31 protein-coding genes are annotated in these 22,724 nt (G+C 64.6%); 2 read left to right on the forward strand and 29 right to left on the reverse strand.

Annotated features, from left to right (window positions below; translation table 11 throughout):
• Positions 1-31 precede the first annotated feature (31 nt).
• The 27 genes from PV764_RS15060 to PV764_RS15190 form a co-directional block, all read right to left on the reverse strand.
• The gene (locus PV764_RS15060) at positions 32-487 is read right to left on the reverse strand and encodes a hypothetical protein (RefSeq protein WP_421116990.1); all 456 of its coding nucleotides are present in this window, start codon (positions 485-487) and stop codon (positions 32-34) included.
• Positions 480-794: a head-tail joining protein gene (locus tag PV764_RS15065; protein WP_421116991.1), complete on the reverse strand. Its 315-nt coding sequence runs from the start codon at positions 792-794 to the stop codon at positions 480-482. The genes PV764_RS15060 and PV764_RS15065 overlap by 8 nt, the downstream gene beginning before the upstream one ends.
• A gap of 14 nt (positions 795-808) precedes the next feature.
• Positions 809-1,567 carry a hypothetical protein gene (locus PV764_RS15070; protein ID WP_070471458.1) on the reverse strand — a complete coding sequence of 253 codons (759 nt, stop codon included), beginning with the start codon at positions 1,565-1,567 and terminating at the stop codon, positions 809-811.
• 45 nt (positions 1,568-1,612) lie between these two features.
• On the reverse strand, positions 1,613-2,614 hold the full coding sequence (locus tag PV764_RS15075; protein ID WP_070471459.1) for a major capsid protein: 1,002 nt from the start codon (positions 2,612-2,614) through the stop codon (positions 1,613-1,615).
• A gap of 87 nt (positions 2,615-2,701) precedes the next feature.
• The gene (locus PV764_RS15080) at positions 2,702-3,397 is read right to left on the reverse strand and encodes a head decoration protein (RefSeq protein WP_421116992.1); all 696 of its coding nucleotides are present in this window, start codon (positions 3,395-3,397) and stop codon (positions 2,702-2,704) included.
• Between the two features lie 2 nt (positions 3,398-3,399).
• Positions 3,400-4,806 carry a S49 family peptidase gene (locus PV764_RS15085; RefSeq protein WP_421116993.1) on the reverse strand — a complete coding sequence of 469 codons (1,407 nt, stop codon included), beginning with the start codon at positions 4,804-4,806 and terminating at the stop codon, positions 3,400-3,402.
• Entirely contained in the window at positions 4,751-6,232 is a 1,482-nt protein-coding gene (locus PV764_RS15090; RefSeq protein ID WP_421116994.1) for a phage portal protein, read from the reverse strand. Before PV764_RS15090 ends, PV764_RS15085 begins: the two co-directional genes overlap by 56 nt.
• A complete protein-coding gene (locus PV764_RS15095) occupies positions 6,225-6,440 on the reverse strand; it encodes a phage head-tail joining protein (RefSeq protein WP_088433711.1) in 216 nt (71 codons plus the stop codon). Before PV764_RS15095 ends, PV764_RS15090 begins: the two co-directional genes overlap by 8 nt.
• A 1-nt stretch (position 6,441) precedes the next feature.
• Entirely contained in the window at positions 6,442-8,529 is a 2,088-nt protein-coding gene (locus PV764_RS15100; protein WP_421116995.1) for a terminase gpA endonuclease subunit, read from the reverse strand.
• On the reverse strand, positions 8,504-9,007 hold the full coding sequence (locus PV764_RS15105) for a DUF1441 family protein (protein ID WP_070471465.1): 504 nt from the start codon (positions 9,005-9,007) through the stop codon (positions 8,504-8,506). Before PV764_RS15105 ends, PV764_RS15100 begins: the two co-directional genes overlap by 26 nt.
• A 312-nt stretch (positions 9,008-9,319) precedes the next feature.
• Positions 9,320-9,601, reverse strand: a complete 282-nt coding sequence (locus tag PV764_RS15110) for a hypothetical protein (RefSeq protein WP_421116996.1) — start codon at positions 9,599-9,601, stop codon at positions 9,320-9,322.
• A gap of 1 nt (position 9,602) precedes the next feature.
• On the reverse strand, positions 9,603-10,085 hold the full coding sequence (locus tag PV764_RS15115; protein WP_421116997.1) for a hypothetical protein: 483 nt from the start codon (positions 10,083-10,085) through the stop codon (positions 9,603-9,605).
• Positions 10,082-10,525, reverse strand: a complete 444-nt coding sequence (locus tag PV764_RS15120; protein WP_254665248.1) for a hypothetical protein — start codon at positions 10,523-10,525, stop codon at positions 10,082-10,084. The genes PV764_RS15115 and PV764_RS15120 overlap by 4 nt, the downstream gene beginning before the upstream one ends.
• An 8-nt stretch (positions 10,526-10,533) precedes the next feature.
• Positions 10,534-10,962, reverse strand: a complete 429-nt coding sequence (locus tag PV764_RS15125; protein ID WP_421116998.1) for a D-Ala-D-Ala carboxypeptidase family metallohydrolase — start codon at positions 10,960-10,962, stop codon at positions 10,534-10,536.
• A 109-nt stretch (positions 10,963-11,071) separates the two neighbouring features.
• Positions 11,072-11,836, reverse strand: coding sequence for a DNA adenine methylase (locus PV764_RS15130; RefSeq protein WP_421116999.1), 765 nt, complete (start codon positions 11,834-11,836; stop codon positions 11,072-11,074).
• A 390-nt stretch (positions 11,837-12,226) separates the two neighbouring features.
• Positions 12,227-12,988, reverse strand: coding sequence for a TIR domain-containing protein (locus PV764_RS15135; protein WP_421117149.1), 762 nt, complete (start codon positions 12,986-12,988; stop codon positions 12,227-12,229).
• Positions 12,989-13,124: 136 nt separating this feature from the next.
• Positions 13,125-13,586, reverse strand: coding sequence for a hypothetical protein (locus PV764_RS15140; RefSeq protein WP_421117000.1), 462 nt, complete (start codon positions 13,584-13,586; stop codon positions 13,125-13,127).
• Positions 13,587-13,885: 299 nt separating this feature from the next.
• A complete protein-coding gene (locus tag PV764_RS15145) occupies positions 13,886-14,038 on the reverse strand; it encodes a hypothetical protein (RefSeq protein ID WP_421117001.1) in 153 nt (50 codons plus the stop codon).
• Complete coding sequence (locus PV764_RS15150) at positions 14,035-15,678, reverse strand: SNF2-related protein (protein ID WP_421117002.1); 1,644 nt, start codon at positions 15,676-15,678, stop codon at positions 14,035-14,037. The genes PV764_RS15145 and PV764_RS15150 overlap by 4 nt, the downstream gene beginning before the upstream one ends.
• Before the next feature lie 104 nt (positions 15,679-15,782).
• Positions 15,783-16,214 (reverse strand): hypothetical protein, encoded by a 432-nt coding sequence (locus PV764_RS15155; RefSeq protein ID WP_421117003.1) that lies wholly within the window; start codon positions 16,212-16,214, stop codon positions 15,783-15,785.
• Complete coding sequence (locus PV764_RS15160; protein WP_421117004.1) at positions 16,214-16,975, reverse strand: phage antirepressor KilAC domain-containing protein; 762 nt, start codon at positions 16,973-16,975, stop codon at positions 16,214-16,216. The genes PV764_RS15155 and PV764_RS15160 overlap by 1 nt, the downstream gene beginning before the upstream one ends.
• Positions 16,976-17,001: 26 nt before the next feature.
• The gene (locus PV764_RS15165) at positions 17,002-17,514 is read right to left on the reverse strand and encodes a hypothetical protein (protein ID WP_421117005.1); all 513 of its coding nucleotides are present in this window, start codon (positions 17,512-17,514) and stop codon (positions 17,002-17,004) included.
• The gene (locus tag PV764_RS15170) at positions 17,514-18,044 is read right to left on the reverse strand and encodes a hypothetical protein (RefSeq protein WP_421117006.1); all 531 of its coding nucleotides are present in this window, start codon (positions 18,042-18,044) and stop codon (positions 17,514-17,516) included. Before PV764_RS15170 ends, PV764_RS15165 begins: the two co-directional genes overlap by 1 nt.
• Positions 18,031-18,591: a hypothetical protein gene (locus tag PV764_RS15175; RefSeq protein WP_421117007.1), complete on the reverse strand. Its 561-nt coding sequence runs from the start codon at positions 18,589-18,591 to the stop codon at positions 18,031-18,033. Before PV764_RS15175 ends, PV764_RS15170 begins: the two co-directional genes overlap by 14 nt.
• Before the next feature lie 16 nt (positions 18,592-18,607).
• Positions 18,608-19,612 (reverse strand): YdaU family protein, encoded by a 1,005-nt coding sequence (locus PV764_RS15180; protein WP_421117008.1) that lies wholly within the window; start codon positions 19,610-19,612, stop codon positions 18,608-18,610.
• Positions 19,609-19,935, reverse strand: a complete 327-nt coding sequence (locus PV764_RS15185; RefSeq protein ID WP_421117009.1) for a hypothetical protein — start codon at positions 19,933-19,935, stop codon at positions 19,609-19,611. The genes PV764_RS15180 and PV764_RS15185 overlap by 4 nt, the downstream gene beginning before the upstream one ends.
• Entirely contained in the window at positions 19,932-20,534 is a 603-nt protein-coding gene (locus PV764_RS15190; RefSeq protein WP_421117010.1) for a hypothetical protein, read from the reverse strand. Before PV764_RS15190 ends, PV764_RS15185 begins: the two co-directional genes overlap by 4 nt.
• Before the next feature lie 126 nt (positions 20,535-20,660).
• Between PV764_RS15190 and PV764_RS15195 the strand changes: the two genes are divergently transcribed.
• Positions 20,661-20,948, forward strand: coding sequence for a hypothetical protein (locus PV764_RS15195; protein WP_421117011.1), 288 nt, complete (start codon positions 20,661-20,663; stop codon positions 20,946-20,948).
• 85 nt (positions 20,949-21,033) lie between these two features.
• On the opposite strand, the gene PV764_RS15200 is transcribed toward PV764_RS15195, so the two are convergent.
• Positions 21,034-21,270 carry a Cro/CI family transcriptional regulator gene (locus PV764_RS15200; protein ID WP_421117012.1) on the reverse strand — a complete coding sequence of 79 codons (237 nt, stop codon included), beginning with the start codon at positions 21,268-21,270 and terminating at the stop codon, positions 21,034-21,036.
• A 76-nt stretch (positions 21,271-21,346) separates the two neighbouring features.
• Here PV764_RS15200 and PV764_RS15205 point away from each other — a divergent pair, with 76 nt between their 5' ends.
• Entirely contained in the window at positions 21,347-22,054 is a 708-nt protein-coding gene (locus tag PV764_RS15205; protein WP_421117013.1) for a S24 family peptidase, read from the forward strand.
• A gap of 2 nt (positions 22,055-22,056) precedes the next feature.
• Here the strand turns inward: PV764_RS15205 and PV764_RS15210 are convergent, their stop codons facing one another.
• Complete coding sequence (locus PV764_RS15210) at positions 22,057-22,674, reverse strand: hypothetical protein (RefSeq protein ID WP_421117014.1); 618 nt, start codon at positions 22,672-22,674, stop codon at positions 22,057-22,059.
• Between the last annotated feature and the right edge of the window lie 50 nt (positions 22,675-22,724).

Genomic DNA, 22,724 nt, shown 5'->3' on the forward strand with positions numbered 1-22,724 from the left:
CTCTCCAGTTGGGTTGCCGCTGTGCGGCGGGTTATTTCTTGGGGATGTGGGACTGGTAGGTGAGCAGTGCGCCCACCCAGCCGGCGCTGGCCTTCTCCGGCATCAGCGGCTCCATGCCGACGTACACCGGCACCTGGATGCCATCGGGGAAGTTCCGGGCCACTTCGCGGCTGTCCATGGCCGCCTCGATATCGGTCACCAGGTCGTCCAGCGCCTGTTGGTAGCCCTCCGTGTTGGCTGGCACCTTGGCGATGACGCTCACTGTCGTCAGACGGTGTGTGGTGGCCTTGGAGGGGGCCTCCGGGCGCTGCTGCTTCTCGATCACGGCCGTCAGCACGGCCTGGGTGTCCTGGTCGCCAGGTGTCGGTTCCAGCGTCCACCCGACACCGGCATCGGTCAGGTAGCCGTTCTTGGTGCTGATCAGCTGCAGCGTTGCGCCCATGGCGACCAGCAGCTGGCGCCGAGGGCTGGGGATAGGCTCAGACACAGGCCACCTCCCACACCGCCGTCGACTCGTCGGCACGGATCTTCTGCACCAGCTTGAGCCGGCGGCCGGTGCCGTCGATTCGTACCACGCCACCGGTGCGCGGAGTGATCTCGGCCAGCTGCAGCGTGACCCGGTCGATGGTGGTTGCGATCGGCGCCACATCATCCGCTGTGAACTGCTCGACGCCCTCGTCCAGCAGCACCGTGCACGGCACCCCTGCGGAGGTGCCGGGCTCGTGGTAGTGGGCAGCATCGGCAACGCCGGCTGCGCGGAAGGCTCCGAACGCAATTGCGTCGAGGGCCTGCATGAAAGCTCTCTGGTTCAAGGCAAGGGCCTCGCGGTTTCCATGGCCTTCTCCAGCTCGCGCTTCAGGAAGAACGGCATCAACCGCCTCCAGGTGTCCTCGGCCATGCCGAAGATGTCGTATCGCGGGGTGTAGGCGGCTGTGTTGGTGAAGATGAAGATGGATCGGACGCCGGATCCGCGCCCGATCCGCTCATAGATGCCCGGGCGCAATGAACCGCGGCGCTTGGTGATCACGAAGTACTCGCCGTCACGGTTGTTGCCCCTGCCCCGTCGCCGCTTCCGGCTGACAGTGGTCTGGTTCTGGTATCGGTCTCGCTGGGCGCCAAGCTGCGACAGAATCTTGGTGACCTGGCCGGCCGGCACGTTGCCGAACTGGTTCTCCTGGGCGCCGCGCCCCATTACCGCAAACTGCGTCGGCGACAACAGGCCTCGGCTTTGCAGCAGCCGCTCGAAGCCCTTCCGGCGCCTTTGGCCGCCATCCACCTCGGCCAGAAGGTACTTCGCCGGTGGCGTGCCCTTGAATGCCTCGTCCCGAATGAAGATTTCTGCGTAAGGCTGCGCCCTGGTTGCCTTGCGGTACATCGCCGCATTGACCGTTAGCGGCGTCGGCCGGTCGAATACCCGCGGCGCCTGGCGCTTCCAGCGCTCGCGGATCTCGTAAGCCACCTTGTTGGCGGCCTGCGATGCGGCGTAGGGCAGTTGGGACTGTTCCAGCTCGGTCAGCTGTCGCCCGAAGGCATTGTCGGGATCGACCCCGATCCTGATCTGAGCCATACAACCTCCTGCCCGGCCCGCCGAAGCGGGCCAGGCACCACTGGTTTACTTCGAGCCGGCCTTCAGGCGGATCACCGCATCAGGTCGGGTGTTGATGTTCAGCGGGTTGGACTGGCTTTCCAGCTGGATGCCCTTGTTCATGCGCATCGGGGCGGTCTTGGTGTAGTACGGCAGGCCGATGCCGCGCACCGTTTCCAGGTAGTCCGCCGGGGCGAAGCGGGTCAGGAACATGTCCGGCACACCCAGCGGGAACGCGATTGCTTCGCCTTCCGCCAGGGCGAGTTCACCACCGGTGTTGCCCTGCAGCTCTTCGAAGGTGATATCGCCGAAGACAAAGCCCTTGCGAACGTCATCGCGCAGCGCGGCACCGTCCTGCCAGCGCTCGTAAGCCTTTTGCACGTCCGGGTGGTCGGTCAGTGCGTCGAAGAAGCCAGCGCTGCAGAACACATGGATGCCGGTGTACGGGATGCCGCCCAACTTTTCCTCGATGGAGCGCTTTACGGCCATGCATTTCGCGCGGACCTTGCTGGTGTCCTTGTTCAGCTCCATTGCGATAACGGTCTGCTCGACACCGAATTCATCGTAGAAGTCGATGATGATCGAGCCGTCGGCGTCGAGCAGCTTGCCCTGCAGCGCGCCCATGCGGTGGTACTCGATGGTGAAGTCAAGGTCGCGCTTGTGCACCACCTGAAGCGCATTTACCACGGCGGCAACGTTGTTGCCTTCCGGGTCGGCCGGGTCATAGACACCTAGCAGCTGGTCAGCCATGACCGTCGAGTTCTGCGGCAGGTGGGTGGTTTCCAGCAGCTTCACCTTGCCACGCTCAAGGCCCTTGGGCTGGCCGGGAGCACCGCGCGGGACGTTCGGGACCAGCACCAGCTTGGTGCCGTTGATACCCACCTTGACGATGGTGGTGCCGACAAGGCCCTGTTCCTGGAACAGGCCCATGTCGGCCAGCCGGGTGGAGATGCGCGGCAGGTTGTTGATGTGGGCGTTCAGGGCATCGAAGCTCAGCACGCCCAGCGCCAGAAGAATCTGCAGATCCATGGTGATTTCTCTCTCGAATGGGGATACGAAAAGGCCCCGCCGAAGCGGGGCCAAGGGTCAACGGGTGAAAGGGGCGCTGCTCTGTGGTCAGCCGCCGGCGGCGGCGGCGGCGGCGATGGTGATGGTGTCGCTGACGGCTTCGTCCAGGTCGGTGGCCGTCACCTTGAGGGTGTAGTCACCGGCGGCGCTCAGCGTCGCGGCATCCCAGGTGATGACGCCGCCCACGGCTGCCTTCGCGCCGCCGCCGGCCAGGTTGCCGGTGCCGGTGGCCTTGGCCAGGGTGGCGCTGACGGTGCTGCCGGTGACCAGGGCGCCGAAGACGTCCTTCACGTGCGCCACGATCGGGCCCAGCGCAACACCGGCGGTGCCGGTCAGCGGTGCGGACACGAACACCAGGTGATCGGCGGCGTTCGACGCGATCGGCTGCTGGGTCCAGCGGGTGATGATGCCGGATTCGGCCAGGCTCAACGCGGCCAGCAGCTTCTGGTCAGCGGTGACACCGCTTGCCCACACCAGCTTTTCGCCGAACACTTCGGCGTCGCGCGCGATCGCCGCACCCTTGACGGCCAGCGCCGCGGAATCGGTGCCGGTGTCGATCGGGCCGTACAGCACCTTCACTGCGTCGGTGCCGTTGGCAGCGACGGTGTTGTCTGCCTTGAGCAGGGTGCCAGCGGACAGCATGCCCTGCCCGGCCGGCAGACGGATCAGTTCGCGGCTGCGCTCGCCGCCCGCTTCGGACAGCAGGAATTCGCCGGTACGGGTGCCGGCCAGGGAGATTTCCATCGTCAGTTACCTCGTTGCTTGTAGATGTGATTGGGATTCAGCTTCGCCTTGTTGTCGGCGGCGCGTTGATCGGCCATGGAAGCCGGGTGTGCGGTGACGACCTGGGTGCTGCGGCCTTCCTCCGCCTTCATCGACAGCAGCTGTGCACGCACCGTGTCGAGGTCGGTGTTCTTCTCGATGAAGCTGGCTGCGAGGGTGTCATCGCCACGCAGCGCCGCAGCACAGGCGTCCTGCACGGCGGTCGCATATTCGATGGCGCTGGCAGCCGGCTCGGCCTCCTGCAGTGGGCGCCGCAGGAGGGCCACCCCGAGTGCCGGCGGAAGCTCACTGGATGCGATTGCTGCTGCCAACGCTGCTGCCGGGTTCTCCACCACGGCTGCAGGCGGTGCGGGGGCGGCCACGGGCACCGGAGGCGCTGCCGCTGCTTCCGGCTCGTCGTCCGGCTCGGTATTGCCCGGCGCGGGCGGCGGTGCTGCTTCGGCGGCACCGAGGTGCGCGACCAAGTCGTGCCAGGTGCCGAGACGGGTAGCGAAGCCCACTGCCACGGCCGCCTGGCCGCGGTAGCAGGCCGCCTCGGTGGCGCGCACGGCCTCAGCCTCCATGCCGAGATTCCGCGCCACGGTGTCCACGAACATCGTGCGCATGTCCTCCAGATCGGCCATGGCCTCAGCATGTGCTTCCTCGCTGAGCGGGAAGTTGGGGTCGAAGTCGACCTTGCGGGCACCTGCGAACAGCGGGGTCACCTTCACACCGATCTGGGCGTTGTTGCCGCTCCAGTCTTGGTGATAGCAGACCACGCCGACCGATCCCACGCCGCTGGTACGGCTAACCCAGATCTCGTCGCACGCCGAAGCGAGGGCGAAGCCGGCGGAGTAAGCCTTGTCATCGACTAAGGCATATACCGGCTTTCGGCCACGCGCTTCGAAGATGTGGTCGACCAGGTCGAAGCAGCCCGACGCCATACCGCCCGGCGTATCCAGCCGCAGGATGATGGACGTCACCGCATCGTCGTTCAGCAGTTCGTCGAAGGTGTCGCGCACCGCGGCATAGCTCACCGGCCCCGGGCCGCTGGCGCCGGGCATCGGCCGGTTCACCATTGCACCGGACAGGTTGATCACACCGATCAGGTTCTGGGCGACGCCCACCGGCTGCCCATCGGGGCCGGACACTTCGAAGCGGTCGGCCTTCAGCACGCTGTCGTCGCTCGTGACCTTCCCTTCCAGATAGCCGCCAACCAGTGCTTCGCCGATGGCCGGCTGCACCAGCAGGGGCTGATTGAGGACCGCGGCAGCGAGCGAGGCCACCACGGGCGCACGGCTGCCGCGCCCCAGCATTCGGGCCAACAGGCCAGGCTTACTCGTCATCGTCATTCCCTTCATCGTTGTTGGCGCCAGAAACGCCGGGTTCATCGTCCTGCCGGGCACCGGAGGCGTTGGTTCGCCTCGGGTCACTGTCGTATCGAAGCCCGGCCTCGTCTGCACGCTGGTTGTCCAGCGCCTGCTCGGCATCGACCTGTTCGGGATCCTCGCCGGCGCTCAGCACCACCTTGCTGCGCGATTTGAAGCCTGCCCGCACCGCCTTGAGTTCGGAGGTGACGTCCTGCACCGGGTGGCTCCAAGGCCAGCCCTCGGGCACCCACAGGGTTTCGGTCACGTCATCGCGCAGGGCCGCATAGCGCGGCACCTTCAGCAGACCCGACAGCACCGCCTGGTCGATGAAGGCGTCGCGGACCCGCTGGCAGAACATCGGGATCATGAAGAGCCACTGGTCCTGCTCGATCACCCGGCGGAACTCATTGAGGATCAGGCGCAGTGCGCGGTCGGAGACGTTGCGCAGGTCGCCGGTGAGCACCTCGTAGGGCACGTCCTGGCTGGCGCAGATCGCCAGCAGGTGCCCACGCAGGAACTCGGCATAATCCGAACCAGCGCTGGGCGGCTCGGCGAACGTGATCTTGCGGCCGGGTGGCAGCTCCTGCATCGTGCCCGGCTCAAGACCACCGATCGCGGTGCCGTCGGCATCCTCACCGGTGATCAGATCCCCGACGGCATCACCGTCTTCGCCATCCGCATTGGCATCGGTGGTGATGAAGCCGGCGAACAAGTTGGCCAATGCCTGCCGTTCCAGCACCGCATCATCGAGGCGGTCCAGGTTGAACATGCGCAGCAGCGCCGGCGCCGAGCTCGGCACGCCACGCATTGCACCTGCCCGGTTCGGCCGGTACAGGTGCAGCACCTGCTCCGCCGGTACGCGAACCAGCTCGTTACCGTTGACGGTCAGCTGCATGTCTCCGGGGTGTTCCCGGTACATCCAGTACGCCACGCGTCGACCGATGCTATCGACTTCGATGCCCTGCCGGATCACGTTGCCGTTGCTGGCGACGCCGTTGTAGTACTGCGGGCATTGCTCCGATTCGATCAGCTGCACCTGCAGCGGCACCGGCAAGCCGTCTTCGGGTCGCCGGTAGCGGATGCGGGCAAACACCTCGCCAGCCTCCTTCCACTCCCGCCAGGCCAGCGCCTGCAGCCCGCCCCAGCCGAGCACGCCGTCGGCATCGGCGTACTTGCCCCAGCGCTCCCACAGTTTGGTGAGCTTCTTCTTGTGCTCCTTCGTGCCCCATATCGGTTTCGCCTGGATGCCGGTGGCGATGCCGTTGGACACGCTCTTGTTGAGTGCACTGACCATCCACGGGTCATTGCGGGCAAGGTGCCGCGCCCTGGCGAGCAGCGTGGGCAGGCCCAGCAATGCAGCATTGGGCCCCAGCGAGGATGGCCGGAAGGTGCGGAGGCGGCGGCCGTTGCCGGCGGCGCGGTAGCTGCTCTCGGCGGTATCAGACATTGCCGGTCCCCGATTGGTAGAGGCGCACGATGCGTCGACGCCGTGGTGCCCCTGCGGCCTGGCTAAGCTCATCGCGCATCTGCTTCAGCAGGCGACGCATCTCAACCAGGCTCTGGTAGGTCACGGTGCGGTCGGCATATCGGACGCTCAGCACGCCGGCCGCGATCGCAGCCTCCAGTTGCTCGACTTGCTTGTTGGTGAATGCCATTTCAGCGTCCCAGATACTTGCTTCGGATGACGCGGCGGGTGCGAGTGCGCGGCATTGGCGCCAGCGCGACGTCATCTGCCCTCACGTCTGGGTTGTCGTCCCACGGCGCGGCCCATGGCGGCGGCGCGGTCCAGTTGATGGCCGGAACCTTCAGCCACAGCGCCATGCCCTCGGCATAGCCGCACAGGTCGAACGCCTCATTTCGTCGCTTGGCCAGGTTCTCCCAGCCCTTTGCCGTCCTCGACTCGGCCGTCAGCTCGGCGTAGAACGCTTCCGGCAGCCAGTCGGGGAAGTGGTAGTAGCCCGGGCCGGGCTCTGCCCGCTTCACGTTGGCGTCTACGGTGTCCTTGAGCCTGTCCACGTTGAGCAGCAGCTGCGGCACATCGCCCTTCGACCCTGATTTGCGGTCCCGGCGCTTACTGCTGTCGGGGAAGGTCTCTCGGAACAGCCCGCCTTCGCGGCGCGCATCACCCTTGATCAACCTGACCCGGGCGTGCAGCTTCCGGGCCTTGAGCGAACGCCAGAACTCCAGCGCCCGCACCGATGTGCCCGATTTGCCACCCCAGTCGACACCCACCGCGTGGACCGGCATGCTGCGGCCGGTGCCATCGTCCAGCGGGTAACGGCGGCTGATGACCTTCTCGACCAGCCGCTCCCAGTCTTCCAGGTACTTAGGCGGATCCAGCGGCAGGAAGCCGCCCGAGCCGTCCTCGCGCTTGGACGTGCGCAGGGTGAAGGAATCCACCACCCAGCGCTCCAGCTGCCCGGATTCGCCGATGCCGAAGCCCAGCACCAGCACGACGAATCGGTTGGCCTGGACGTCGACCTCTCCCAACAGGAAGCGCACCCCAGCGGGCACAGCACCAGCCGCCCATACCTCGGCGCGCTCCTGCATTTCGTTAGGATCACTGGCGGACCGCGCTGCCATCGGGACGTAGTTGATCGCCCCGTCCACGTTGTGCGTTGTCTTCAGCGAGCGCTCTTCACCGGTGGTGGCGAAGGTACGCAGCGCATGGAGGTAGCGCTCTATCAGCGATTCCCAGGACTGGTACGACGCGGCGACACCGCCGAGCCAGTAGCTGGCGATGCGCGCCTCCGGCCGGTCACCGGTGACCGTTCCGTCGGCGTGCACGACTTGGCCCTCCGCAGCCCACACACCGCTGCGGTTCATCCCATCCTTCCACCGGTGCTGCAGGCCGACGCCGCAGTGCGGACAGTGCAACAGCGAGTAGTGCCGCGCCATCTTCTGCACGTCATCCAGCACGACCCGCTCCAGCAGTTCCTCCATCGGTGGCAAGGCGAATCCGTCATAGCCTGGCGCTGCCTGAAACCGCTCTCCGCACTCAGGGCAGGGCCAGTACCAGCGCCGCCGGTCACCGCGCGCATACAGCGCGGCGATGCCGGCGGCCGGTGGGCCTTGATGCGGGTGCAGTGGCTTCCAGGCGCCGTCGGCGTAGTCCGTTGCCGGGCTCGACTCGGCCACCACCATGCCGGCCGACATGTAGGTCTGCGTGCGCTTCAGGCCCAGGCCGAAGCACTCATCGATCGACAGGTCGCCGGTGTAGTTATCCACGTCCGTCATCAGGACGTCGTGGATGTCCTTGCCCGACAGGACCGACACCGAAGGCCAACCCATGCGCAGCGACATTCCCGACCGAAAGAACTTCAGCAGGATGTTGTCGTCGTGGGCGCGCGGGCTCAGCCGGGAGCGTAGTTCCGGACTGGCGGCGATGCTGCGGGCGATACGGGTCTTGCTGTAGTCCTCGGCCGCATCCTTGGACATCTGCACAACCATGGCGTCAGCCGGGTTGCAGGTGATCAGGTAGGCAAGACGCGCATCGATCAGCGAGATGGTCTTGCCCGAACGTGCCGGCCCTATGAACACCACTGCTTCGTAATGCCGGCTGCCGGTCGTATCCAGCGGCTCGACCATGTAGGGCGTGGTGTCCGGATCCCAGGAACCGGCGGCGCCGGCGGCATTGGCCACCTGCAGCACCCGTGCACCTTCGCTCACCCTGATCCGGCGCGGCGGCCGGATCATCTCGGCAACGCCTTGGCGCACGCTACGCGCTGTCGCGTACGTCGTCATCGGTGATGCCCTCGTACATGGATTGGCGGACGCGATCGCACTCGTCCTGAACCTTGACTACCTGCTCTGGTGTGAGCCCGGCCTTTCGCTCGAGAACATCAGGGAGCGTGTCGAAGAACTGCACGACCTTCTTCACCAGCTCGGCGTAGTCGGCCTCGACCTCTGCGGCCGGGACCAACTGCCCGATGGTCGATTCGACCTTCAGGCGCTCGTTCTCCGACTGGTAGAAGGCGCGCCGCTCCATCGGCGGCAGGTCGCGTGGATCCACCACACCTTCAGCGCCGAAGGCCGCAGCGCCAGGATTCACCAGCGCGGAGGCAGCATCGGCCAGGCGATAGACGTCGTGCCCCGCCCGCTTGGTCAGCGGGGGAACGCCGGCCTCCTTCAGGCGCTTGCTGGCAGTGCGGCGGTCCATTCCGAACTCATCAGCCAGCCGGGCCACGGACCAGCCTTTGGTGAATTCGTGGATGTCAGCCATGTCCTACCCGATGCACAGCCTATTCAGGCGTGAAAATGCGGTTTCTCCCGAGAAAATCCGCCAAAAAGGAGGCCTGTGGTGGAGCACCCTAGAGGCCGAAATACTGTCTTTTACCGGGGTCCGAATTCCCCCCGGTGGCTGTGGATAACCCCGGGGGCCCCGCCCTGTTCAGCTTTCTGTGGATATCTTGTGGATATCGACCATTTTCGTTCAGTTTCATCATCACAGAAGGTATCGTGAAACTATTTCGTGAAACATGCCTACTGGACTGGGGCAAAGGCAGTGTCAAGCCGCTAGGCGTGGCACAGGCACTCATGGGCCCTTGTCGGGCACGGGCTTGCCCTGCACCTGATCAATGGCATCGAACTGTGCCTCGTAGCGTTCCAGGCATCGCTTGCGGCCGTTGCTCACGTCAAACACGGCTGAAGGCCTGTCGTCGCGCACCCAGCTGCAGCGTTTGATCAGCGCGGCGTCGATGGGGACATAGGTAGCTACCGGCACCTGCAAGACGGCCGGTGCCGGAGGGTTTTGTTTGGGCACCGCCGATTGGCAGGCGGTCAAAAGAGCGGATGCGGCGATCACGATGAGTCGCATGTCAGTACCCCTTCAGAGCCGGGCAGGCCGAATCGAGCAGCTCGAGAGCGGCCTTGCAGGTGTCAGGCCGCTGCTGGTATCGCTCGCGCCATGTGGTGGCGGCTTTCTCGGCCGCCTCAATCTTGCCGGCCAAACCGTTCAGCGCGGCGGCGCTCTCGGCCTTCATGACTTCCAGCTTCTGCGCCTCAGCCCGGAGCGTCTCCGCCACCTCGGCCAGACGGGCATCGCGCTGATCCACATCCGACTGCAGACGAGCGGCATCGGCCTTCCAGTCCTCGCGTACCTTGACCACCTGTGCGCTCAGGTCCTGGATCCGCTGTTCCTTCTCATACGCGGAAAGACCGGCGACCATGAAGCCAAAGGCCAGCACCGCGCAGATCACCTTGATTTTGCTGCCAGGCTTACGCAGCCATTCCACCGCATCGGCGACAGCGCCGACGATGAGGCCCCACAGAGATGTGGCCAATCGAATCAGTACGCTCATGGCTTCTCGCCTCCGATGTTGCCGGTGATGCGCTCGACCACCTTCAGGTAGCCCGGCAGCATTCGGCGGATGACCACGCCAGACAGCCCGGCCAGCGGCAACTGCGGCGCACCGGCCAGCGACGGGAACCAGGTCGCCGCCACGGCAATGAGCCAGGCGGCCACGATGGCGTAGGAGATGACGGCCAGACCCAGCGCCAGGAGGCGCGTAGCCGTTTGGAACCAGCGGTGTCCCCGGGTACGGCTGGCGTCAGCGGCCACCCGATCAGCGTCCTTCTCCGGCAGCAGAAGTACACCGATCAGCGCGCCAGCGATCGCCACAAGCAGCACGGACTGGGGTACGCCCAGGATCATCCGTTCGGCAGCGCGCAGCGCATCAGCCGTCGCCGGTGCCACCACAGCGGCGGTGAAGGTGCCGACGATTGTCTTGAAGGTGCTCACGGGCTCGCTCACTGGATCCCCTGCACGTAAACAGTCTTGCCGGAGCGCTTGACCGCCGTGAGCTGCTGCCGGCGGCGCCGCGGCCCGTAGGAAACGTGCACCCAGCTGCCGAACTCCTCGATCAGCTGGTCAAATGGCAGTCCCAGCGCAACGATCTTCTTAGCCACTTCTACCGAGGTCATACCCGGCACGTGAATGTCAGCGGCCTGCCCCAGCCGGTGCTGGCTCGTGGCCGTGCCGCCGACCGCTCGGTTCACTGCTTCGGAACGAAACGCCGAGTTGACGCGCACAGGCTTGCCGAGCGCATCGCGGAGCGGCTGCAGGATCATCTCTGCCAACGAACGGAGGCTGGCGACCTCCGCTTCGTTCGGGACGTTCGGCATGTTCTGGTCGGTGACCGTCAGCTCGGCCAGGCTGAAGTTGGCAGTGAGTTGCATGGTGACCCCAACGGTAATGAAGCTGAAAGGAGCCCGCCTCGCTGCCGGCTAGGCGCGATCGTTGATCCGGTCTGGAGGCGGGCGAAAGACATACCGGGCAGTAGCCCGGTTAGGTGGTGTAGATCAACTCAGTGCGTGGCACGCCAGCACCGCCGCCTACCGTGTATCGAATGGGGACGCTGATGCGGCTGAATCGGTCGAACAGCCCACGCATCGCCGGGTGGTCGTTGATGGTCAGGATCGCCCTACCCTTCAACTTGCTCATCACCCCAGCCAGCTGCTCGTACTCTTCCAGCGGGAAATCTTGGCCGTAGCCAGTGGTCTGCCAGTACGGAGGGTCGAGGAAGAACAGCGTCTCGGGCCGGTCGTACTTCTCAATGCATCGTTGCCAGGGCAACTGCTCGATCACCACGCCATTTAGCCGCATGTGGGCATCGCTCAGATCCTGTTCCAACCGAAGCAGGTTGATGCGCTTCACGCCCGTCGGTCCCACCCCGAGCGTTTGGCCCTCCACCTTCCCGCCAAAGCTGAGCTTCTGCAGGTAGTAGAACCGGGCCGCGCGCTGGATGTCGGTCAGCGTGTCGACGTGCTGCAGTTGTGCCCACCGGTACATCTCACGACTGGTCAGGGACCAGCGGAAGTGCCGAACGAATTCATCCAGGTGGTTCGCCACAACGCGGTACAGCCGCACCAGCTCGCCATGCGTGTCATTGAGCACCTCGATCTTCGCCGGCGAGCGTTCGAACAGCATCGCAGCACTGCCGGCGAAGGCTTCAACGTAGCAGGTGTGGTCACGCTGGTTGATCAGGGGCAGCAGGTGTTTCACCAGGCGCGTTTTACCGCCCGGCCAAGGAAATAGGGTCTTTGTGTTCACGTCTCAGCTGTTGCGACATTTGTTAAGCAAACTGCTCGCGCTCTCCGGAGAGCGGCAGGGCTTAGGCCAATGGCACGCGGCTGAAACGCGTGTACTGCGGCGGCGCCCCGGTGCTGGCAGGCATCGGGGCGTCGCTCTGTTTAATGGTTGGGCTTCGCACCCATAAACGACGAACCGCAGGTCACTGGACCTCCCGAGTCCAGGCCTGCGGCCGTTGAGTGCGGGTTGATCGGAACCTCGCCCACGGTAGCTACTTTGGCCTAAGTCTGGTTCCCGCTGCAACTGCGGTAAGGTTCCTTACCGCAATCGGGCGAATGCGGTAAGTTTCGCGGCGACTGCGGTAATGTTGCTTAACGAACTCACGCTAGCGCGTGTTGCTTCGGAGGCGTTTCAGGATTTGAGCACATAGCCACACGCCTTGAGTTCGTTACTGACTTGTGCCTTCCAACCACCAAAGGGGTCAAGCTCGACGTAGACCACCCCGCTAATATCATTGGGGGTCTCGATATCCCCCTTCCTGAGCGCGCACACATTCTCTCTTCCGAGCTTACCCATAAGATAACCATGCTCGAAGACAACGTTCTGACGCGCTCGATTTCTATGAGCAAGATCCTTCTCGTGGTGGCCACGCCCTTCGTCACACGCGGTGTATAAAACCAACGCGAAATCGGCATCATTAGCGTAGCGCTCAATTTTTTCGATGATGGTCATTCCAGAGCTGGCCTGCTCATGAAGGATGATTGAATCCAGACCAAGCGATTCAATAAATCGCGCCACATCCAGTTTTACTGCCTCATCTCGACCGTGGACTATAAAGACCTTTCGCTTGTTTCGAGCCACGACCGGTGGGAGGGAAGTACTTGCGTCCTGTGAAGCGATAGGGTGAGTCGTTCCGACCTTAGCGTTGACGGCTTCAGGACCAAACTCAAGGGCGTCAAGAAGAGGCGTAAATTCCTTATTTAGGAAGTCGCGCCGTTGTTGATAGCTTTTGAACTTGTCCCCGATGAATGACCAAAAGCTGTGAAGGTCCCGATGGGTGCGGACAAACGATGGAAGGTAGGGCGATAGGGTTGCGTCCCCGACAAACTGCGCACGAAGTTGCGAGTACTCTACGTCGTCTGCCTTTCCACCCGTTGCACGGGATGTCAGCATGTTCAACAGGTACTCCGCCTGCTCGTAACGGGACCTCAAAGCGGCAGTAGACATATGTTTTCTACATTGGGAATTATGTACATTCTGCTTGATTCAGCCAGCGTTTCAACAAGCGCGGTCGCCCGGCCAGCGCACGTTAGTTGAACACCCTTCCGCTGAACTCCTTCCGGCCATCTTCAAGCGCCTGACGCAACGTCGCGGCCGCGATCCCATACACCCGCAAGTACTCCCCCTTCCGCATCTTCGCGGCCTTGGCCGCATCCTGCGCAGCGACCTTCCCCTCTGGCCACACCAGATCGTTCACAGCGTCCTGCAGCACCAAGCGCATGCGCCATCGATCGGCTGCGTCATCCATTCGCAGCGCGGGCTTTGCGCCTATGCGGCGCTGCCACTGGATCTGTCGCATTACACGCCTGGCCAGGGAACGCCCCAGCGAGGACAGAGACACTCCCTGCCCTCGCAGTGCCACCGCCAGCACGACCTGCTTGGCGACAGAGTCCCGCATCATGCCTACTGCGCCGGCGATATCAGCAGCCGTCAGCGGCGGCATGGTTGCCCTTCCGTCGGCCGGCTCGCGGAAGCTGCCGCCAACCAGCATGCGGGCGATCAGTTCGAGAGGGTCACGCTGCAGGGTAGGCTCTGGCACGGGCACGCGGCCACGACCCGCGGTGACCGCTGGAGATGCCGGCATGGAGAATGGCTTCTGCACCCAAGCCCGGGCGGCAAGTACCTCCGCGTCAGTGCCAACGTGCAACTCCCCCCGGGCGCCACAGCGCGCGCAGACGACCTGCGCTGTGCGGCGACTGTCGACACTGCCTCGGGCACGCACCCGCACATCGTCACTGCCACAGTTGCCGCAAGCCTTCAGGTCCTGAACCGGCATTACCTCAGCCGACATCAGCCCACCTCGCCGTTGCTGACCCAGCGGGACCGGCCATCCCGCCAGACCTCCCACACGCTGCCGTCGACCTGGCACCTGATGGGGCCTTCCTTTCCTTGGAGGTACAGATGGTGGGTGGCCTCGTCCAGGCTGAGGAATTTGGGAATCATCGGGAGGTCTCCATGGTTGTAACGTTGGTTGATTCCAGGGCTGCGCCCTGCTGCTGTAGGAACTGCTGGGCCAGCGCGCGCAACTGGTTCTCGCCTACGTCCAGGCGCTCCACCAGGTGTTCCCCTGGACTACGCACGCCCTCGATCTGCTCGCGCTTCACTCCGAGCACGTCCGACACGATCGGGTCGCTGCCACTGTCGGACAGCAGGAAGTAAGCCATGACCGGCTCGGCTTGGCCGTCGCGGTGCACACGGCCGATGCATTGCTCATGGACGCCGGGCGACCAGTCCAACTCGCCGAACACCACAGTGCTGCACACGTGCTGCAGCCCGTCTATGCCGGCACCAGAGCGGAGGCTGATCAGCATCACCTGACTGTCGCCGGCGATGAATGCCTCCTTCGCCGCCTGCTTCTGGTTCGGCGACTCGCTGCCGGTGTACATGACCGGCTTGTACGCGGCCAGCTTCTCCTGCCAGATGCTGTAGACCTCACGGTGCCACCCGAACAGCAGCACCTTCTGGCCGCTCTCCAGCAGCAGCCTGACGAACTCGGCCACATAGGGCGCCTTGGCCACGCCCGTCGCTTGCCGCAGAAGCCGGTCGAATTCGCCGGCGGCCTGCATCTTCTCGCCGCGGTACTGCTCGTTGGCCCGCAGGATGATCCGCGCCAGCGCAGCGGCGTCGCCGGTGATGGCGTCCAGCGCCTTGGCGTCGGCCTCCACCTCGTGCGGGATCTTCGACAGCGCCGGGAGTTCGCGCCCTACTTCCTTGCGGGTGCGGCGCAGCATGATCCCCTGCCGCCGCAGGTACTGGCCAAACTGCTCTGCGTCCTGCAGCTTGGCCTTCGCCCCCGGCGCGGCGATGCACCATTCCCTCAGGAACTCGTCATAGGTGCCCAGGCAGCCCGGCAGCAGCGGGTCGACCACGTGGAAGAATTCGCACCCGTAGTTGTAAATCGGGGTGGCGGTCAGACCCATGCGCAGTCGTGCTCGGCTGGCCAAGTGGCGGCAGGCGCTGTGGATGCTGCTGTCTGGGCTGCGCAGCTGCTGGCATTCCTCGAACACCACGTACTGCGCAATCTCCCCCAGCGTCTCAGCCCAGCCCCGGAGCTTGTGATAGCTGACCAGGATCACGTCCGGCAGCGTGTCCCACAGATCCTTGATCCGCTGCTTCGGCTGACGAACGAGCGGGTACGGCGCCCCCTTCCTGATGTGGTGCACGCGCAGCTGCGGCGCGAACTCGGCCAGCTTCTCCGGCCAGTGGTTCGGCAGCGCCGCCGGGTACACCACCACCGCCGGCAGGTTGCCCGGCGCAGCCATGGGGCAGATGCCGGTGACCGTCTTGCCGAGGCCAAGGTCGTCAGCCAGCAGCAGCCCGCCACGGATGGACAGCTGCGCCCCCGCCACACGCTGGTACTCGCGCGGCGGCTTGGCCAGGGTGAACTCCGGGATCTGCACGCGGCCGGCCAGCAGTTCGCCTAGGCTGCGCTCCATATCCACATGCTCGGCGGCCAGCAGCTGCAGCGCGCGCTCGGTGTCGGCATCCATCGAGAGCGGGTAGCGCTGCGTGAACCACTGCAGCTCCCGGCTGTTCTCGGGTGTGGCCGACAGGTCGATGTGCTCAGCGGCGTGCTGGCGCACCCGGGGAAACACGCGCTTCATGCGCGCACGCACCTGCGGCTCGCAGATCACCCGCCAAGTGCTGCCGGCGGCGCTGTACAGGAGGGTTCCGTAGGTCGTTTGCATCACAGTGCCTGCCTCTTCAAGCGGATGATGTTGAAGGGCTTGCCGTGCCAGGCCGGCCGGGCCACGAGCGGGCGTTCGCCCCAGCGTTCGGTGGTCACCAGCAGCACCCCGCGCACCTGCGGCAGGTTGATGTAGCGCCCGACCTGCCGCAGGGCATCGGCGAGCGAGCCGGCCACCTTTACCTCGATCACCAGGCCATCCAGCCAGAAGTCAGCACGGTTGCTGGCGTCCAGCCGGTACTCGCGCACGTGCGCATGGCCCGCGCTATCCAAGACGGTGGCCAGAACCTCGTGCAGCTGGACCTCCGACCCGTAGCGATACCCAAACCCGGCAAGCAGCCGGCCAATGCCTTTGAGCTGCAGCTGTTCTTCCATGGCAGTTCCTGGCTTCACCGGTGCCACATGCCGCTGCGCGACGATCAGACCACCCATCAGGAAGCCTCCGCAGCCAACTGCAGCCTGGACGCCCCGTCGGCCTGCGCCCAAGTCATCTGGCCCCGGTCGATGTTCTCGGCCAGCCGCGACAGACCCTTGGCGGTGACCAGTACCTGCTCGTGCACGCGCTCCTGCTCGCCTTCCGTCCGCTGCACGCATGCCTTGTGTACCAGCACGCCCTGCTGCAAACGGGTCTGGTATGCCAGCCAGTTCTTGCTGCCGGCGCGCCGGTAGATCCAGCCGTGCTCGGACAGCCAAGCGAACAGCTGGCGGGGCTGCACCTGCAGCATCTTGGCCGCGGTGCTGATGTTGAAGGCGCCATCGGCCTGGGTCAGCCGCAGCAGCGCGCGGACCTGCGGTTCCTGGTACTGCACTCGCGCCTCAAGGATCTCGGCTTTCTCGCTGTAGGACAGCAGTAGCGCGCGCAGGGTCGCCGGATCGGTCAACGCCTGCATCGGGTCGGGGGCGGGCGCGCCGGCCGCCAGCGCGTCGTAGGCGCGGATCACCTGCAGGCTGAAGCTGGGGCTGATCCACATCGCATAGGCGTAGACCAGCTCGCGCACCACGTAGCTACCGCCATACCGGCCGGCGACCGAGTGCACGGGGTAAACCCGGGAATCCCCGGATTTGACCAGTTCGGCCACCAATTCCTCGGTCTGCTTCAGGCGCTGCCAGTCGCTGGGCTGGTGCCGCTTGGCGCCGCCGGAGGCCTGGTGCAGATCGTTCAGGCAGAACCTGCCCACATCGTCGCGGCGCACGCTGGCGCCTCCAATCATCATCGCGTTCAAGAGAACACCTCCGTTTTCCAGCCGCCGCCTGGGGCGCGCTGGACTGCCAGGAACCGGAACGGGTACATCGCCGCGGCGACTTTCACCTTCACGCGGGCGTCTTCCTCCCAGAAGCCCTTCACCTCGTGGGCCTCCAAGTCGCCGGCGCCCGTCATCACGAAGAAGTCGATGGTCAGATGCGTCTTCTCGGCCAACTTCAGCTTCACGGACTCGAAGCGGAACCATGCGATCGCGCCGGCGGCCAGCTGCAGCGTCAGGTGTGCGGCGTAGGCCTCTTCGGTCTTGTTCATCTCGCCCGGCACGTGGCGCGGCCTGCCGCGCGCGACCTTGCCGGCGGCGTTACCGCTCGCCAAGGGCAGCGCGGCGGCTGGGGGCCGGTAGACACGTGCCGCGGTCGGTTGGGGCACTGCAGCCGCTGTACTGGCTTCGACCAGGCGCCGCATCCCCTCTGGCATCTCCTGGGTGGTGGCGTAGCGCAGCGAGCGGCGCCCCTTCGTCTTCGGAGCCATCAGGCGGATGCCTCTGAAGCAGCCCACACGCGCATCGCGCGCTGGCGGAAGGCCTCGAATTCTTGGCGCGCACGCTGCTGTGTGGCCTGGTGCTCGCGGTCCATCTGCTCGAGCATGCAGTCGAACTCGACGTTGAGCAGGCCCATCAGCTGCTGGATGGTCAGACCACCACGGGTGCGATGCGTTGGTGCCGGTGCCAGCTGCGGCATGGCCAGCTGCTGCTGGCCCGAGGGCGGAAGCGGCATGCTTTCCACGCGGCCTGAATCGGTAACTGCCCAGGTGGCCACAGGCCGACCGTCGCGGCCACTGGCGCGGTTCTCGCAGCGACGAACAAGCCCCTCGCGGTCCAGCTCTCGCAACAGCCCGGCCGCGGCAGCCGTGGTGAGCAACATGGCCTCGCGCGGCGCGCCTGCCTCCAGTGCGGCGTTGCCCATCAGTTCCAGCGCCTCAGCTGCAGTGCTGTCGCCATGGATGCCCAGGCAGAACAGCACCAGCTGCCGCTGGTAGGCGCGGATGTCAGTCGGCTCCATGCATGCCTCCGAATCCCAGCTCAGCGGCGGCCTGTGCCATGGCACTGCGCGCCGCATCGCGATCGCGCACAACCTGCGGTTCGAGCTTCGGCGCGGGCAGCGCGGCCACCGCCGCGGGTACGGCGCCGCCGTCCATGACGTGCTTCACCGCACGCTCGTAGGCGTTGGCCAGCATGCGCTGCTGCACCGCTCCGCTCTCGGCTGTGGCGTAGCCGTGCAGGTCCAACCTAGACCGCACCAGTACGGTGAATCCGCTATGGGCCTGCCCGGGCCGCATCTGGCCATCAACTTCGGCAAGGGCCGGGATGCCGAGGCACATCGCACGGAACTGCCCGGGGTTCGGCGGCCACTGCAGGGCGCTGCGCAGGCAGTTGGCCAGGCCGTCTGCCACCTGGCGCGGGGTGATGCCGGTCAGCACCTGGAACCACAGTTCGCCTGCGGTAGTCAGGCCGCCGGCGTTGTTCACCGGGGAAGAGCCGTTCTCGCGCACCCACTTCCCGGGGAACATGCCAGCCATGCGCTCCCATACCGTCCACAGGGCACTCACCGCGCGCTGATCCGGGTCAGTGCTGGACGAGTTCGAAGTCGGCGTCGATGACGTCGCTACCTGGTCCGCCAAAGCCGCCAGCTGCCGAGCGCTGTTCGAATTTGCGTCGCTGCTCTGCGACGTGGTCGGCAGAACCGAGCTGAGAGATTGCATTGGGGCCTCCGGTGATGGTGGTGTTCGTCGGCGTTGCGCCGGCGGCTTTTCGGCTTCGAGCGGTCTGGATTGCCCAGGGGAAGGGCTTGGCGACAGGCGGAGAACGGGTCAGCCCCTCGGCTGCGGTGTCGCCCAATTCCTCCGGGGTCACGCCTTCAGCCAGCGCGGCGAGAAGGTCGGGATGACTGGGGTTGGTCGAGTGGCAACCTGCCTGGCGCATCAGCAGGCACGCACGCCCCGCATCGGTCACACCGCTCAGAGATCTTTGAGCGTGCAGTGATGTATCTGGAGTAGTAGATATGGGGTCTGGGGTCTGGTTACCCGTGTTCACACCTGTGATCACACCCCCTGTCACGCGTGACTCAGCGTGACTTGTCACGCGTGACATGCAGTCGGAAGTCACGCGCTCGTCGCCAGTCACATGCGTGACGTGAAGCGCCTTCAGCTGCGCCATGGTGGCCATGCCGTCCGGCACGACGCCCGCATTGCGGAGGTCTTCGAACAACATCGTGCGTCTGGCACGAGTGCGTGCCTGCCGCTCGGCCTCGCTATTCTTCCTGTCCTCCCGGCGCCCCTGGCCTTCCGCGATGCGGACCTGAGCGGTTGCGATCTGTTCGTCGCAGCGCTTGCTGTGGCGCAGACCATCCTCAGCCACCGGGAAATAACGCTCGGCCACCTTCTTCACTGCGGCCTTGTCGCCCGAAGTGATGGCACCGGCGATGACGTACAGCTCCGCCAAGCTTTCCGGCAGCGCCTGCTCTTCCGAGTAGTAGGCGAGCATCAGTTTGAAGTAGACACCGTGGTCGGTCAGGGACAGCCGCGTTGTGTCCTTGAGGTAGTCGCCGGGGTACATCTCGAAATAGATCACACCCGATCCCCCGCGCCGCGCAGCAACTGCGCCTCCTTTGGGCGGCCGGCGAAGGGCGCACGGTCGTCTGGCAGCTTGTGGCGTGCAGCAGCAGGATCGTGCACGTCCTGCAGCGCGGTCAGCCATCGGTATGCGGTAGCGCGAGAGAGGCCGAACTGCGACTGGAGCACTTCCACCTGCAGTGGCTGCGGCTGCTCTCTAGCCCACAGCACTACGTCCACCATCGGCAGGAGCTGCACGACGTTGTCAGGGATACGGCGGCCGACGGCATCGAACTCGCCGACCACGGCAATCGCCCAGCTCACCATGACTGCCGAAGTCATTGGCGCCCACCACTGACGGCGCGCGGTGCCAGATCCTGCAGGTGGCCGGTGACGTAGCGCTTCGCGGTCACCAGCTCGGCTTCCAACTGTCCCATCTCGTCCAGCGCGCGGCGCAGTTCCGGGATGTCCTTCGGGCAGATGCGGCCGTCGGCCAGGATGTTGGTCAGCGCTTCCAGAGTGTGTCCAAACTCGACCGACAGACGGGCTACAGCCAGCACGCCAGCATGCGGTTCCATCATAGGGATGCGCGCACCCAGGAAGCCGTAGCGCTGAGCCAACTCGCGGGAGCAGGCATCGCGCCACTGCGGCGGCAGCGCGCGTACCCACGACTCTTCCAGGTCTACTGGCATCTTGACCGTGCCATTGCGGATGCGGCCAACCAGCTGGGCGTTCGCCTTCAGCGCGCGCTCGATGCTGTCTGCGTCATCGCCGGAGTGGAACTGGACGTTGCGCTCGCTGGGGGCCACGTCTGCCTGGTACTGCTCGGCGATTGCCTGGGCCAGGCTCGTGTCGGTGTGGCCGCTGTTACGGATAGCGTCAGTCGTGTGGCGGAACACCACCGCCGATCGCGGTTCTTGGTACTGAGGATCAGGCTTCATTTACGCACCTCGGGAGGCGATGCAAAGTGGTCGCCATGGACAGGACGACCGGAACTCAGGGATTTGGAGCCGCCCTCCTTGCGCTAGGCTGGATGTGCGAACAACACAGCCCGCAAGGAGGGCGACATGGAAAATGGCGATCAGGTGTCAGGGGGCGACGATGCGCTCGCTGCAGCAATTGGACACATCAAGGCGTTGGAGTACGCAGTCCGTGTGCTCATTGCTTCGAATCCTCGACCGGAGCTCTTCCACGCTTCGTGGCAAGCACTGCTACCAGAGATAGCAGCCACCCATGCATCGCTTCCCAGCAACGAAATCGCTTTGTTCCGCACAGGCTTGCAGCGCGGGCTTGCGGTGGTGAGCGAGACGACCCGGCTTGCGGTGGAAGGCCCGAGGAAAGAACAACCTCGCTGAGCCGCCGGGGGGGCATTCCGTCAGCTAAGGCAGAAGCGAGATCACTGGGTTGCGACGAGTGGCGGCGAGCTTCAGTGCGCATCGCTCAGGCCCCCTCTACCGGGACGATGCGGTCAGCATCTGGGTCGTTCTCGGATGGAGGCTGGAGCGCCTGGAAATGCGCCGGCATCAATACGAACCGCAACTTCAGTGCCCAGAGGTCGTCAATCTGACCTTCAGGCCACTGATACACAGCCGACGGGGTGATGCCGAGAGCGCGCGCAAGCGCGGCGCCGTTGCCGTCATAGGCGGCAATCGCTTCTTCCTTGGTGATCCGGGGCATATTCATAACGCCATATAAGCACGCTTCTATACTAGATGCAAGCACGCTTACTTAACGGACTAATAAGCTCGCTAACATGACAACTGCCCTCGCCACCCGCCTGAAGCGCGCACGCATTGAGTGCGGAATCACAGAACCTGCCGATGCTGCCCGCCGCGCCGGAATAACCGCATCCGCGCTCTATCAACTCGAGGATGGCAAGACGAAGTCGCTCAGCGGCGAAACGGCAGTGAAGCTTGCCCGTGTCTACAAGCCCTTCCGGGTTGAGTGGTTGATTGCGGGCGAACTGCCTGAGCGCTGGGACGAGTACCAGGGATCCGCGATATCAATCAGTGAGACACCTGCTGGCTATGTTCGCCTCCGAGTAATGGAAGGCGAGGCTTCAGGGGGCTTTGGCGCAATGAATCAGGATTACCCGGACGTGGTTCGGGAGCTCGACATCGCAGAGTGGCAGGTTCGGCAGCAGTTAGGCTTTGTGCCGGAGGGCGATCGCGTGCGACTGGTAACCGTGCGCGGGGATTCGATGTATCCCGACATCAAGAACGGCGACGTCGTGTTTGTGGACGTCGCCAAGGACTACTTCGACGGCGATGGTCTGTATCTGATCAACCTGCACGGATTGACCTACGTGAAGCGCTTGCAGCTGCTGCGGGATGGCCTGCACGTAATCAGCACGAACCGGAAGTACCTGAGCGAGGTAGTGTCGCCCCAAGAGGCCGATCAGCTCCATGTTGCCGGCAAGATACTGGGCCTAGCGCTGCTGCGTAGCGCACAGGAAGTCTGAGGCTAGAACGACTTCGCGTCCTGCAGACGCCGAGCTTGCTCTCGATTCTTCTCGGCATTGGTGCGCACGGTGATGATCCCCGTGTTCACAGCGTTCACAATTCCGTTGAACTGAACTTGCACGCCAGGTAGATCCCAAGAAGCCCGGGGGCTGGTGAATTTTGCGCCAACACCGGAAACAACCTGGACGGTGTCTTCCGTTGTTGGTTTCCCGAGCTTCAACTTCAGCTGCTCGAAAATTTCTTGCGCATGCACAAAGCCGTCGGTGGAGACGGTCAAGCCAGCAACCTTGCCGCCAACCACGGAAGCAAACACAGCCCCCGTCCCTAGCGGTCTTTTGTTGCTCATCGGAACAATTCTCAATTCGGCGTTATTGCGAAGATTGGTTTCGCTGCCGGATCGCATGTTGCTCGCCATCCAGCAGGCTGTGGTGGCTGTTTCCGTTTTGTAAACGGCGCCGGCGTAGGGGAGGTGCTCCACCGGGCACTCCGGCCCGAGCGCTCCACCAACCTCGATCCCCATGAATTCGAAGACAGGCGTCTGGTTGACCTTAGCAGGAAGGCCTATGGTCTCAATAGGTTCAAACCTCGGACGCTGATCAGCAGCAGTCGCCGTACCCATCGCACAACCTGCCAATAGAACAAGCCCTTTCCGCCAATCCATCCCCGTTC

Origin of the sequence: Stenotrophomonas sp. AS1 (assembly GCF_048957655.1) — a bacterium.
Lineage (GTDB): Bacteria > Pseudomonadota > Gammaproteobacteria > Xanthomonadales > Xanthomonadaceae > Stenotrophomonas > Stenotrophomonas bentonitica_A.